Annotated in this window: 14 protein-coding genes; 6 read left to right on the forward strand and 8 right to left on the reverse strand. The window is 39.3% G+C overall.

What is annotated here, in order from left to right; translation table 11 throughout:
- Nucleotides 1-5: 5 nt before the first annotated feature.
- The 4 genes from WD048_00530 (at nt 6) to WD048_00545 (ending at nt 2,222) form a co-directional block, all read left to right on the forward strand.
- On the forward strand, nt 6-383 hold the full coding sequence (locus WD048_00530; GenBank protein ID MEX0810666.1) for a hypothetical protein: 378 nt from the start codon (nt 6-8) through the stop codon (nt 381-383).
- 12 nt (nt 384-395) lie between these two features.
- The gene (locus WD048_00535) at nt 396-947 is read left to right on the forward strand and encodes a YceI family protein (protein ID MEX0810667.1); all 552 of its coding nucleotides are present in this window, start codon (nt 396-398) and stop codon (nt 945-947) included.
- Nucleotides 948-956: 9 nt separating this feature from the next.
- Complete coding sequence (locus WD048_00540; GenBank protein ID MEX0810668.1) at nt 957-1,907, forward strand: DUF5777 family beta-barrel protein; 951 nt, start codon at nt 957-959, stop codon at nt 1,905-1,907.
- 81 nt (nt 1,908-1,988) lie between these two features.
- A complete protein-coding gene (locus tag WD048_00545; protein ID MEX0810669.1) occupies nt 1,989-2,222 on the forward strand; it encodes a CDGSH iron-sulfur domain-containing protein in 234 nt (77 codons plus the stop codon).
- Nucleotides 2,223-2,692: 470 nt separating this feature from the next.
- On the opposite strand, the gene pyrE is transcribed toward WD048_00545, so the two are convergent.
- Nucleotides 2,693-3,334: an orotate phosphoribosyltransferase gene (gene pyrE / locus WD048_00550; protein MEX0810670.1), complete on the reverse strand. Its 642-nt coding sequence runs from the start codon at nt 3,332-3,334 to the stop codon at nt 2,693-2,695.
- Here pyrE and WD048_00555 point away from each other — a divergent pair.
- On the forward strand, nt 3,333-4,001 hold the full coding sequence (locus WD048_00555) for an NUDIX domain-containing protein (protein ID MEX0810671.1): 669 nt from the start codon (nt 3,333-3,335) through the stop codon (nt 3,999-4,001). The genes pyrE and WD048_00555 overlap by 2 nt on opposite strands.
- Here the strand turns inward: WD048_00555 and WD048_00560 are convergent.
- Nucleotides 3,972-4,682, reverse strand: a complete 711-nt coding sequence (locus tag WD048_00560) for a methyltransferase (GenBank protein ID MEX0810672.1) — start codon at nt 4,680-4,682, stop codon at nt 3,972-3,974. The genes WD048_00555 and WD048_00560 overlap by 30 nt on opposite strands.
- 138 nt (nt 4,683-4,820) lie before the next feature.
- On the opposite strand from WD048_00560, the gene purD reads away from it, so the two are divergent.
- Complete coding sequence (gene purD / locus WD048_00565; GenBank protein MEX0810673.1) at nt 4,821-6,098, forward strand: phosphoribosylamine--glycine ligase; 1,278 nt, start codon at nt 4,821-4,823, stop codon at nt 6,096-6,098.
- On the opposite strand, the gene WD048_00570 is transcribed toward purD, so the two are convergent.
- The 6 genes from WD048_00570 to WD048_00595 all read right to left on the reverse strand — a co-directional run bounded on the left by WD048_00570 (nt 6,091) and on the right by WD048_00595 (nt 13,716).
- Nucleotides 6,091-6,789 carry a YceI family protein gene (locus WD048_00570; GenBank protein MEX0810674.1) on the reverse strand — a complete coding sequence of 233 codons (699 nt, stop codon included), beginning with the start codon at nt 6,787-6,789 and terminating at the stop codon, nt 6,091-6,093. The genes purD and WD048_00570 overlap by 8 nt on opposite strands.
- A gap of 19 nt (nt 6,790-6,808) precedes the next feature.
- The gene (gene paaN / locus WD048_00575) at nt 6,809-8,464 is read right to left on the reverse strand and encodes a phenylacetic acid degradation protein PaaN (GenBank protein MEX0810675.1); all 1,656 of its coding nucleotides are present in this window, start codon (nt 8,462-8,464) and stop codon (nt 6,809-6,811) included.
- 91 nt (nt 8,465-8,555) lie between these two features.
- Nucleotides 8,556-9,788 (reverse strand): diaminopimelate decarboxylase, encoded by a 1,233-nt coding sequence (lysA, locus tag WD048_00580; protein MEX0810676.1) that lies wholly within the window; start codon nt 9,786-9,788, stop codon nt 8,556-8,558.
- Nucleotides 9,789-9,829: 41 nt separating this feature from the next.
- Nucleotides 9,830-11,653: an ATP-binding protein gene (locus WD048_00585; GenBank protein ID MEX0810677.1), complete on the reverse strand. Its 1,824-nt coding sequence runs from the start codon at nt 11,651-11,653 to the stop codon at nt 9,830-9,832.
- Between the two features lie 68 nt (nt 11,654-11,721).
- Complete coding sequence (locus tag WD048_00590; GenBank protein ID MEX0810678.1) at nt 11,722-13,299, reverse strand: POT family MFS transporter; 1,578 nt, start codon at nt 13,297-13,299, stop codon at nt 11,722-11,724.
- Nucleotides 13,300-13,341: 42 nt separating this feature from the next.
- Nucleotides 13,342-13,716, reverse strand: coding sequence for a hypothetical protein (locus tag WD048_00595; GenBank protein MEX0810679.1), 375 nt, complete (start codon nt 13,714-13,716; stop codon nt 13,342-13,344).
- Nucleotides 13,717-13,765: the final 49 nt, after the last annotated feature.

The raw sequence follows: 13,765 nt of genomic DNA on the forward strand, positions 1-13,765 counted from the left end.
CAATTATGAATTACAAAAATATTTTTTCGCTTATTTCAATTATTCTAACAGCTATGATTTATAGTGGCTGCTATTACGACAATGAGGAAGAGCTCTACGAAGAATATTATGCATCCCAAACCTGCGATACTGTGGCTGTAAGTTATGATGAAAGCATACGCCCTATTATTGAGAGCTCATGTAATCTATCAGGATGTCATATTGCTGGAGGAGATGGCAATGGTATTTTCACAAATTATGCAGGAGTAAAGGCCAAGGTGGACAACGGCTCAATGATGAACAGAGTGGTTGATGTAAGAACAATGCCACCAAATACGCAATTAAATTCTTGTCAAATCAGTTTAGTAAAAGCCTGGATAGACCAAGGCGCATTAAATAATTAAAAAACAAAAACTATGAAAAATTTACTGGTTATCACGCTAAGCATTTTTTCTTTTTTTGCAATAAAAGCTGAAAAATACATTACCAAAACCGGGCACATCAGTTTTTACTCAGAGGCTCCTTTGGAAAATATTGAAGCCGACAACAACCAGGTCACCAGCATTTTGGATACCGAAAGCGGAGAAATGGTTTTTTCAGTTTTAATGAAGGGCTTTCAATTTGAAAAAGCATTGATGCAGGAACATTTCAACGAAAAATACATTCATTCTGAAAAATATCCCAAATCTACTTTCCAGGGAAAAATTGTGGATTTAAGTGCTGTGGATTTTTCCAAAGACGGGGAATACGAAGTAGAGGTAGAAGGTACTTTGAATTTGCACGGGGAAAGCAAAACCATAAAATCTCCCGGTACTTTAGAGGTGAAAGATGGTGAAATTAATGCCAATGCAACATTTAACCTCACAGTAGCAGATTACAATATTGAAATACCATCTGTGGTGGAAGACAATATTGCAGACGTGGTAGAAGTGAGAGTGAAAATGAATTATAAGCCCTTCAAAAAATAAAATTATATCATGCTTAAAAAGTCGATTGTACTGTTGTGCGTCCTGTCGTTGTTTTCAATGCCATTGTTTTCCCAGGAAGAGGAAGAAGATGATGATTTGATGGCCTTGCTTGAAGAAGAGGAAGAAGAAACCACCGATTATACCATTGCTACTTTTAAAACAGCAAGAATAATCAATAATCACTCCATAGAGACAGTAAATGAAGGGGTGTTGATGTTTATTATAGGACACCGATTTGGGCGTGTCAACAGTGGAATCAGGGAGTTTTTTGGAATTGACAATGCCACAATCCGTTTGGGTTTTGAATATGGTGTTACCGATAATTTCACCATAGGCTATGGGCGTAGTTCTTTCGAAAAAACCTACGATGGTTTTCTCAAATACAAAATCCTGAGGCAAAGCACCGGAAAAAAACGAATGCCCATCACATTGACCGCATTTGCAGATGCCGCCATTAATAGTGCGCGATTTCCAGAACCGGATCGCGAAAACTATGCTACTTCCAGGTTTACTTATACCTATAGTTTGCTTATTGCCAGAAAATTCAATGAATATTTTTCCCTTCAATTATCGCCAACTATGATCCATAGAAATTTGGTAGCAACCAAGGCCGATAATAATTCCGTATTTGTAATGGGTGCAGGAGGCCGTGTGAAGTTGACGGGCAGCCTGGCTGTCAATATGGAATATTCCTGGATTATTCCCGGGCAAATCGAATCCAAACTCTATGGTGAAAATGTACAGGATGCATTTTCCGTTGGTATTGATTTAGAAACTGGCGGGCATATTTTCCAGTTGCATTTCACAAATTCCAGGGGCATGATCGAAAAAGCAGTGATGACCGAAACAACCGGTCGCTGGCTGAATGGCGATATTCACTTTGGGTTCAATGTTACCAGGGTGTTTACCATTTACGACAAAAACAAAAGGAAAGCCAAGAAAGCGGAAAAGAAAATGTAGCCTCCTTCGATTTTGAACAATATTCGAGTTCTGCTATTTTACTTTCATATCACTTTTGATTAGTTTGTTTAAAAAATCGAGATGGAAAAGAAAATAGCACAAAAATCACCTTACGTAATAGAAGTAAAGCCCGGCACCTATGCATGGTGTGAATGTGGGCATTCCGGAAAGCAACCTTTTTGCGATGGCTCTCACAAAGGCACGGAATTTTCACCTGTAATCGAAAAAGTGGAAGAAACAAAAACCGCGGCTTGGTGTGGTTGTAAGCACTCTGCCAACAAACCATTTTGCGATGGCACACATGCAAAGCTCTAAGCCTAAATTCGAATAACAAGTAAGACCCCGCTGTGGTCTGCAAAATTTTTTTTTGCTTTTTATAAACATCGAATGTATCCGGCATTGCCATCGCTGCATATTCAATTCTATTGGGCAGGGAAAACATTAAAAACCAATGGACATCTCTTCAAACAAAGCCAATTGATCCCAGCGGGGATCAGATGTTTATAAAAAAGTATCCCCACCACCGCCCGATCCCGGAGGGATCGCACATTATAATACATAAAACCATGGTTTAAAATTGAACCGATTTTTTTGTAGAGGACGACTTTTAGTCGGCCACTTGGAAAGAATATTATTATCACGTAAAACCATTCTCGGTTTACTTGGAATTTTCATGCAAAAGGCACGGAACGTCCTGTAAAGCAATTTGAAAATCGTGCTTTGTGAAGGGCAGTAACACATTTTTTCTTTAAAACGAGAATTGCCGGTGGTGCTTTGAAGAAAAATTACCTTCCCCAAACTTCTGGTGCATTTCTCCATTCGTTCAACAAAGCTAAATCAGCTTCTTTGATATCGCCATTTTGCAAGGCTATTTTAAGCAGCGCATTATAATCTGAAAGGCTGTAGTAGATCGAACCGGCATTTTTAAAATTTTCCCTTGCCTGCTCAAATCCATAGGAAAAGATTGCAGCAGTCCCCAACAATTCCAGTTCTGCTTCTTCCAGTGCAGAAAAAGTTTTTATACAACTTTTTCCTGTAGATACCAGGTCTTCAATTAAAACCACTCGCTGACCAATTTCGACACGGCCTTCTATTTGCTTGCCCATACCGTGTTTTTTTGGTTCAGGACGTACATAAGCGAAAGGTAAGCCCAGGTACTCAGCCACCAAAGCCCCCTGCGCAATCCCGGCAGTTGCAACACCCATTATCAATTGCACATCGGGAAAACGATCGGAGATCAATTGTGCCAAATGCTTTTTAATATAAGTTCTCAAATCGGGATAAGAAAGTGTGACTCTATTGTCGCAATAAATCGGAGAATTCCAACCTGATGCCCATTTGAAAGGTTTATGAGCTTGTAATTTTATTGCTTTTATTTGCAGCAGTTTTTCTGCAAGCGTTAGTGCTACTTTATCGTCAAAAATCATGTCCCAAAACTATCAAATCTTTTTCAATAAAAGCCTGATTTCAATAGCTTTCAAAGAAGGAGCTGGCCGGGAAGTTTATTTCTCCAATCTTCAAAACCCCATACGGCTATCAGAAAAACGCAAATTCAAGGCTGCTTTTAAGGCGGGTTTGTTGGAAATTGAACACGGCTCAATGGAAGAATTGGAAATATTATCCAATGATCCAAAAGCTGTTTTCAAAGCTGTGAAAAGCTGTTTTGACGAATACATTAAAGCCGGTGGTGGAATTGTCCGCAACAGCATGGGGGAAATTCTCTTTATTTTTCGCAAGAAAAAATGGGACCTGCCCAAAGGAAAAATTGAAAAGGGAGAAACCATTAAAGAAGGCGCGCGCAGGGAAGTAATGGAAGAATGTGGAATTGAGCAGCTTAAAGTGCGCCAAAAAATTGCCACTACATTCCACGCTTATGAAATGAAGCAAAAAAGTGTGCTGAAAAAAACCAATTGGTACCTGATGTTTTCCGATGCCACACAATTCACTCCACAGCAAGAAGAAGACATTAGTAAAGTGCGCTGGATTAAATCAACAAAAATGAAAAAGGTGTATAAAAACACCTACCGGAATATCAAAAGTTTGCTGAAGGGATATTTGGGCGAATCAAAAAATAATCAAATATTCCCTCAATAATTCCCGATAAGCATTGGAATAAGACTCGTCAGGATTGCGTATGATCAATTGCTGAACATCAAGTGATTTAGGCTTCTGAAAAGCAAAGCAAGCGGCTTCGCGCAAAACCGGTTTTCCGGGTTTATGGATCAATTGCAATTTTTCATGTAGATACAATCCATTTTCAGACGCGAGCAATACAAAATGCTGCATGGTTTCAGGCGGCAAAAGCACATAAAATTTGCCGCTTTTTTGAAGCAATCTTAAAACGGCATATATCAAATCCCCAAGGCTCAAAGATTCATTGTGCATAGCCCTGTTTTTGGACTCCTGTTTTCTTTTGCTCTGCTTAAAGAAAAAGGGCGGATTACAAACTATGGCATCGTATTTTTCAGCAGAATCAAAATTTTGAATGCTGCTATGATGAATCTTCAATCGCTTTTTCCAGGGACTGTTTTTGAAATTATCAGCACAAATTTCCATTGCTCCTTTTTGAATTTCAATGGCCTCAATTTGGGCATTTGATTTTTGTGCCAGCATCAAGCTCAAGACACCTGTTCCCGCTCCTATGTCCAATATGTTTTGTGCTTTTTCTGCATTGACCCAAGCCGCAAAGAGGGTAGCCTCAGTTGTTATTTTGAGATGGTTTTCACTTTGGATAAGCTGGAATTGTTTGAAACGGAAAGTTGAAATATGGTTCATCGTGAATTGTAAAATTACAAGCTTTAAAAAACAGTTTAGCACTGCAATGGAATTTCATAACTTTACCACCTGAGCTCGGAAATTATTTATTGCTCAGAGCTCTTAAATAATTATCGAACTCAGGTTAAAACCAATCATATGCGCATATTACTCATTGGCTCGGGAGGCAGGGAACATGCTTTGGCCTGGAAATTGGCACAAAGCCCTAAATGTGAAAAATTATTTATTGCCCCTGGCAACCCCGGAACTGCACAGCATGGCGAAAATATTTCCCTGGATACCACTAATTTTGAAAAAGTAGCGGACTTTGCCGTTCAGGAAAAAATAAACATGATTGTTGTTGGCCCTGAAGATCCTTTGGTAAATGGTATCAGCGACTATTTTTACGATCACTCCGATTTAAACCATATCGCAGTTATTGGCCCGGTAAAAGCAGGTGCTTTGCTGGAAGGCAGCAAAGCTTATGCAAAAGCATTTATGAAAGAAAACAATATTCCCACAGCTGGTTATACTGAAATAACTGCCGATAATCTGGAAGAGGGAATGGATATAATCGATAAAAAAACAACACCTATAGTGCTAAAAGCCGATGGCTTAGCTGCCGGAAAAGGAGTTTTGATTTTATTGGATGAAAAGGCTGCCAAACGCAGTTTGCGCGAAATGATCATGGATGAAAAATTCGGTGAAGCTTCACAAAAAGTGGTCATTGAGGATTTTTTGGATGGCATTGAATTCTCCGTATTTGCATTATGTGATGGAGAAAACTATAAACTGCTTCCCACTGCCAAGGATTACAAACGCATTGGCGAAGGAGACAAAGGCTTGAACACAGGCGGAATGGGCGCGGTGAGTCCGGTGCCTTTTGTAGATGAAGCATTGATGCAGAAAGTAGAGGAGCGCATTGTAAAACCTACCATTGAGGGCTTAAAAAAACGCAATATCGAGTACAAGGGATTTATCTATTTCGGCCTGATAAAAGTAGGAAACGATCCTTATGTAATTGAATACAATGTGAGACTTGGTGATCCCGAGGCACAAGTGGTCATTCCTTCCATAAAATCCGATTTGGTGGATTTGTTTGAGGCCACTGCCAATGGCAAGCTGAATGAGATTGGGATTGAGAAAGATTCCCGCTCATGTGCTACAGTGGTTTTGGTTTCAGGAGGTTATCCTGAAGCTTATGAAAAAGGCAAAGAAATATCCCTTCCCAGGGAAACAAATGATAGTATTATTTTTCACGCTGGCACCAAAACAGACGATGGTTTATTGAAAACCAGCGGAGGAAGGGTTTTGGCCATCACCTCTTTTGACGATACATTAAAAAAGGCGCTGGAAAAATCCAAACGCCTTTGTGATACCATTGATTTCGATAAAAAATACTACCGAAAGGATATCGGTTTTGATGTACTTACATAGCCTGTGCAGCTCCCTTTATAATCAGTGTAAGTTTCACCTGGTTTTTAATGGCCTTGTCTTTCACCACTTCAAAGAAATCATCCGATCCGTATTTTACATCAAATTTGGTGCGGTCAAAAACCATTGCTCCGTTAGCATTGAATTTGGCTTCATCATACTCAATATTTATGGGAAAGTTTACTTCATTGGTATTTCCTCTGATAGTAAGGTTTCCAGTAGCGGTATGTGAAAAACCATCCGCTTCACTTTGCCCAATCTTAGTCAATTCAAAAGTGGCCTCCGGAAATCTTTCTACATAGAAGAAATCGTCCGATTTTAAGTGCCCTACCAGTTTTTCATAACCATCTTTTCCTTTCAGATCGGTATTGTCAATGGTAGTCATGTCTACTGTAAACTCTGCATCCGTGATTGCGCCATTCTCAACTCTGATCTTTCCGTTTTTAAACTTTATAGTTCCTTTATGGGAAAATTCAATAAATTTTTTGGTGCCTTCCCATTTGATCTGGGATGTTTGCGGATCAAGCACATAAGTAGTTGAGAGGCCGGATTCTTCACTGTCCTCTTTGGAATCTTTCACTTCTGATTCAGCTTCCTTTTCTTCAGCAGAGGAATTTGATTCACCCCCGCCCTGGCAAGCGGCAAAAAACAGGAGTGCCAAAGCCATTGTAAATAATTGAGTCTTAGTTTTCATAATTCATGGTTTTAGTTTTTTAAGCAATTTTTTTATGTCCAACCCAAACAAATCGTTTATTTACAAATTCGGGATTCGTAAAACTGGCATTCCCGGCAGGGTTTCCTCCCGAAACATGAAAGTCTGAAAATCCCGCATTTTGGTTGACCCAAATTGGGCCTGATAAATTCAAACTTACCGGGGTAAACACAGACTCCATTTCTTCCAAAATTCTATCAATAACTTTTGCATCGGTGCTGTATGCTGCACAGGTAATTGCGCCCTTCCTTTCTGCCATATTTTTTGCCAGCTCAATAGACTGGTCGGTATTTTTTGTTTTTACAAAAACCACGAGCGGTCCAAACAACTCTTTTTCATAAATATTCAATTGATCGGCATTTACCTTAATAATGCCCGGTGCACAAACCCTTGCATTGGAAAATTCTGCGTTTTCCGCTTTAGCAGGTTCCAAAACCAGTTCTCCGCCCAATTGTTTTGCAGATTTTACACGGTTTAAAGTGTTTTCGTTCTGAATGGCGCCCAAGGTACCAGCCCCCATTTTCGGGTGATTGGCCAGACCTGATACTGCTTTTTTAAAGCCTTCTACGACTTCATCAAAAGAGACATTTCCATCGGGGGTTTTCACTCCGCTTTCCGGGACAAAAAAGTTTTGTGGCGCTGTACACATCTGTCCTGAATACAGGGATACAGAAAAGGACAAATTGCCCAGGGTATCTTTCAGGTCATTAGTAGAGTCCAAAATAACTGAATTGACACCTGCTTTTTCGGTGAATACTGTTTTTCCGGGCAAGCTTTCTACATAGTCTCCAAAAGTATTTCCTCCGGTATAGTCTATCAATTTTACTTTTGGATGTTCTGCCAGCTCTATGGTATTGGGGACTTCTTTTTTATCTACTGCCAACTGAACAGTCAAAGTATTCAATCCTTTTTCCTTCAGTGCATTTTGAATTTCAGCTACTACTATAGCGATGGGCAAAACTGCTCCGGGATGTGGTTTTACAATGACACTATTTCCAGTCATCAGCGAAGCAAAAATACCGGGCACACTATTCCAAACGGGAAAAGTAGAACAACCAATGGCCAATGCTACTCCTTTTGGAATTGGCTTAAAACTTTTTTCCAGCTTTACTGAAAATTTGCCCATAGGCTTTTCCCATTCTACCTGGCTGGGATAACGGGTAAGCTCTTGATAGGCCAAGGCCATCGCTTCCAGTGCGCGATCATTGGAATGTGGGCCGGATGCCTGAAAAGACATCATAAAAGACTGTCCGGTGCTGTGCATAGTAGCAAAAGCGATGTCAAAAAAGCGTTCTTTGATTTTTTCCAGGGCTTCAACCAGTACTTCTGCACGGTCTTCTACAGATACTTTCTTCCAACTTTGAAAGGCATTGTCAGCATTTTCAACTAAAGTATCTACATCAAAGGCCGGATAAGTAATGCCCAGTGCATCAGATGTGTATGGAGAAACTTCTTCTCCTATCCATTCTGCCGGATTGCCTTGTTGCAATTCTTCAAACTTTTTGTTGAGCAGCCCTTTGAAATAGCTTTCAGCTTTTTGTGTAGCATCTTCAGGATATGCTTTGGGATGCTCGGGATATTGCGCATAAAATTTACGAGCTTCTATTGCTTTAATAGCGCCTTCAATAATCTGTCTATAATTTTCACTTAATGCCATAATATTAATTTGGTTTTAAAGATGAATACCAAATTTAAAAATTATAGCGTAGTAAATGGGCTTAATAAAATATAAAAAGTGCTAAAGTGGTTTAATCCTTCAAAACAACCTGATTGCGCAGTAGGTCTTTCATGGTTTCCCGCTTTCTGATTAAGTGTGCTTTTCCATCTTTGATCAAAACCTCGGCAGGGCGGAACCGCGAATTGTAATTGGAGGCCATCATCATGCCATAGGCTCCGGCATTTTGAAAAGCCAGAATATCGCCCTCGCGAATTTCGTGAATTACACGATCCCAGGCAAAAGTATCTGTCTCGCAAATATAGCCGACTACGGTGTATATGCGGTCTTTTCCATTAGGGTTGGAAATATTGCTGATATGGTGATAAGCATCGTAAAACATAGGCCGGATCAAATGATTGAGACCTGAGTCCACTCCTGCAAAAACTGTGGCAGTAGTTTGTTTCAATACATTAACGGTTGCGAGAAATACACCGGCTTCGCTCACCAGAAATTTGCCGGGTTCAAACCAAAGCTCCAGGTCTTTTCCGTAGTCCTTACAAAAATCATTGAATCGCTGCGATAGTTGTGCGCCCAATTCATCTATATCAGTTCCGATATCTCCGGGTTTGTAGGGAATTTTGAAGCCGCTGCCGAAATCAATAAAGTCGAGATTTTTAAAATGTGCTGCTGCATCAAATAGCATTTCTGCCCCTTGCAAAAAGACATTCACATCAAGAATATCTGAGCCGGTGTGCATGTGCAATCCATTCACATGAATTCCTGTAGAAGCGACCAACCGCTCTACATGGCGCAATTGATAAATGGAAATGCCAAATTTGGAATCGATATGTCCGGTAGAAATTTTTACATTTCCTCCTGCAAGAATATGTGGATTGATTCGGATACAAACAGGCACTGATCCACCAAAGTGATGCCCAAATTGCTCCAGAATAGAAGTGTTGTCAATATTGATCTGTACTCCTAATTCTACTGCTTCTTTGATTTCTTCAAATGAAATTCCATTCGGTGTATAGATGATGTCTTTGGGGTCATATCCCGCTTCCAGCCCAAGCCTTATTTCATTGATTGAAACGGTATCCAATCCCGAACCTTCATCTTTAAGTATCTTAAGGATATTAATATTCGAAAGTGCTTTACAGGCGTACTTAATCTTTACATTGCTTGCTGAAAAGGCCTTTGTGAGCTTTCTGTATTGCTCCTGAATTTTTTCGGCATGATAAACATAAAGCGGAGTATCAAATTCCGCAGCAACTTTCAATAAGTCTTTACCGCCCATTTGATAGCGGCCATTAACAATTTCCATATTTTTAATTTGAGGGGGCAAAGATAATATAAGTGGGGTAATTATTTAGGAACGGGACTTTCAGCCAATACCTTGATCATTTTTTCGAGTAGTATGTTTACTTCTATTGGCTTACTGACATAATCATTCATTCCGGCTTCGAGCACCCCTTCTTGTACATCCAGCAATACAGATGCAGTGAGTGCTATTATGGGTACATTTTTAAAGTACTCATCATCCATAGCACGGATATTTTTAGTGGCTTCATAACCATCCATTATAGGCATTTGCAAATCCATTAAAACCAGGTGGTACTGCTTATTTTGAATAAGCTGACAGGCAGAACTTCCGTCTTTTACAATTTCATGGGCCACCCCGTTGTTTTTTAGAATTTTAGAAACAACCTTGATGTTTATCTCATTGTCTTCTACAATCAGCACTTTAATGTTTTTGGGCAATTCCGGCAGCTGAGTAGATTTAGAACTTGCCTTTTTATCATCAATCTTAACTTTGGTTTGGTCTTGTTGATTTTTGGCCAGCTTCAATGTAATTGTGAAGTAAAACAACGCCCCTTTGTTTTCTTCGCTTTCAACTTTTAATTCACCACCCATCAACTGCACCAATTTACGGGTAATACTCAGGCCCAGACCTGTGCCTCCAAATTTTCGTGTTGTATTGCTGTCGGCCTGTTCGAAAGCCTCAAAAATTGCCTTTTGTTTCTCCTTTGGAATACCAATACCAGTGTCTTGTACCTCCCATCTTAAAATTAAATGGTCTTCCTTTGTATCAATCAGTTTGCAATTAAATTTTACGGTTCCTTTATCGGTAAATTTCAATGCATTGCTGATCAGATTGTTCATTATTTGGGTAAGCCGAACAGGATCGCCTATCAATACTTCTGCAGGTAATTGGTCAATTTCAAAACTTAGTTTAATTCCTTTTTCCTGGGCTTTATTCTGAAATGAACGCTGCAAATTATCCAATAATTTTTCAGGTCTAAAAGACACCTGCTCCAGTTGTATTTTACCGGCTTCTATTTTAGAAAAATCGAGGATATCATTAATCAACGATAGCAAGTTATCGGCTGAAAATTGCAGTGTTTCAAGATCATCCAGCTGGTCTTCGCGCGGATTGTTTTCGACCAAAAGATTGGTTAAGCCAATTACTGCATTTAAGGGAGTGCGCAATTCATGGCTCATTGTTGAGAGGAAGTTTTCCTTGGCTTTTGAAGCTTGAAGCGCTATTTCTTTGGCTTGTTCTACTTTTACTAGGCTTGTCTTTAATTCTTCCGATTGTTTTTCCAGTTCGGTTTTAGCCACCTTTAATTCTTTGTTTTGCTGCTGCTCTGTTTCCCGTGCTTCTTCGAGGTTTTTAAAGTTCAGCTGTATAATGCTGTTGGCAATAAAGGCAAGAATAATTGCTGCAATTAATGAAAAAACATAGTGCCCCCATTCTGAGCTAAACCCTAATTGAACAGCAATAATAAGCCAGACAAGTGTTGTGATTGTGATAATTCCAGCAAACCAGGAACGCTTTATTACAATAATTCCCACTCCCACATGTAGTAATAAAATGTTACTTGTTTGCAATGGATCATTATACAACCACATGTGCAGAAGTGTATTAAAATAGGGCAGTATAAAAATAACTCCGGTAAGTAATGAGGTGTAATTGTAGAGCGCATTTTCTTTTCTGAGAATCAGAAATAAAGCGAAATATACAGTAGTTGCAAAAGAAGTCAGGGCAAGTATTATCCACTTTTCAGGGCCTTGCAGTAAAAAATAATTGTAAAATGTGAAAAAAGCAGAAAGTACAGTAAGGCCAAAAGCAGTAGGCTTTAAGCTTGTATAAGAGAATCTAACATGTGCTGCTTTAGGGTTATTCATTATTACATTGGGTTCGTGCTTTGTACGGAAAGATATCGAATTAGTTAAGCTAAATTTTATCTTTTGCTCTATTCAATATCTTCTTCTGACTGGATATAGACTTCTTCCCTATAGAATATTGCCAAAATTATAAATAGCACGGCAGTTCCGCACATAAGTGCAGCAAAGAAATAAAAATAATTGCTCCCCGTAAGCTTAAAAGTACTGAGTTCCGCTTTTTCAAAACTTTTAGTTTCTCCAAATGTCTCAAGTCCTTTGCGTTCAACATCTATCACTTGCATCAAACCGCTTTCTGTATCAATTTTCTCAATAATAAATGTACCGTTCAGGGCGGTTTCCTTAGCAGCATCCAGATAAACGCCCTCTAATTGATCAATATTGATCTTCTGCCCTACAATATAATCTTCGGCATTTTTAACTTCAATGGCAGTATTTTTTCCGGTGATTACATTTTCTACCTCAATGGGTTTTATTATAAATTTATTCACTACTGTAGTGATGCTGTTTCCCAGCGAAACGGAAAGCATATACAATCCCATAATAAAGGATTTCATAGAATTTGGAGCCTGCGTATAAGAAAATTCCAGTGCAGTAATTGAAACCATTACTTCTGCGGCAGTAAGAATGGCAAAAGCCACAAATTGCCACATTATGCTTACCGTAATGCCATTTTGAATCAAACCTTCTGCATAACCTACAATCACAAAAGAGAGGGCAGCAATAAACATCCCAACTGTGATCTTCCACATGGGTTTTACCCGGCCAAAGCGGGAAAATAAGGGGTATACTAAAAAAGTGAAAAGCGGTGTAAATAATAAAATAAACAGGGGATTGGCAGCTTGTATCTGTGCGGGCAAAAGTGTAAAGGAGAATCCAAAAATATCTACAGATTTGTCCATAAAACTGCTCTTGGCCTGCAAGACCCAGGTAGAAGCTGTTTGATCAAAAAGTGCCCAGAAAACTGCTATAAAAACATAAATAACACTTAGCGTAAGCACACATTTAATACCTCTTCTGCTTTTAATGTCTTTTAAAAATTCATTCCGCATCGGTCGGATAGCAATGAATTTCTTTCTCCCCAGCCAAAAAATAAAGGTGGCGATAAACATGAGTAATCCGGGAACACCAAAGGCTACAGAGGGCCCATATATTTGCAGAAGAAAAGGGGTAGCAAGAGTGGAGATAAAAGCCCCGAGATTAATTGACAGGTAAAAATAGCTGAACACTCTTTCTATAAGGTGCTTATTTTTGGATCCAAACTGATCGCCCACATGCGCTGAAACACAGGGCTTAATACCTCCCGATCCAATAGCAATAAGAGTGAGCCCGGCTGCCAGTCCATTTTGCGTTTCAAATAAAGCCAAAACCAAATGCCCCAAGCAATAGACTATAGACAAGCTCATGATGGTTTTGTATTTGCCAAAAACCAAATCTGATAATAAGGCGCCAATTAAAGGGGTGGCATAAACTCCGATTCCAAATGTGTGCAGCCAAATAGTCGCATCATTGTCGTTCATGCGCAAATAACCGGTCATAAAAACCACCAGTATGGCTTTCATACCGTAGTAGCTAAATCTTTCTGCGGCTTCATTGCCAATGATGTAGGGAATGCCTTTGGGCATGCCCACTGACCGATCGTGTGACATCTGTTAGAGATTGCTTATCAAGCGGCAAAGATATAAATATACTTAAACAGCTACAGCTGAAATAAATGTGCCGGAAAATTTAAAGTGATTTCCACGGTTGCTGTTTAATGTGGCCTTGACTTGCACGGTATCATCCAATTTACTTTTGGTGATTTCAAAATGTAGATCCGATACTTTTCCAGGCACAATGGTTTGGGTAAACTTTATGATTTTGGCTTCATTGAGCACAAGCGTTTCTTTGCTTTCACTGTTGATGATGTCGGTAAGCATTTGCACCATACAGACACCGGGTAAAACAGGATTTCCGGGAAAGTGGCCATCGAAAATGGGGTGTTGTTTATCAATTGTAATATAAACCAAAAATGAATTTTCTAATTCTTTTATTGTAATTATCCTGAAAAGCTCTCGTTTCATCATGTTTTTTACTACGGGTTAAGTTTTTTATCTAAAGTTTATCTAACAATAT

This window comes from Chitinophagales bacterium, assembly GCA_040877935.1.
Lineage (GTDB): Bacteria > Bacteroidota > Bacteroidia > Chitinophagales > CAIOSU01 > JBBDNB01.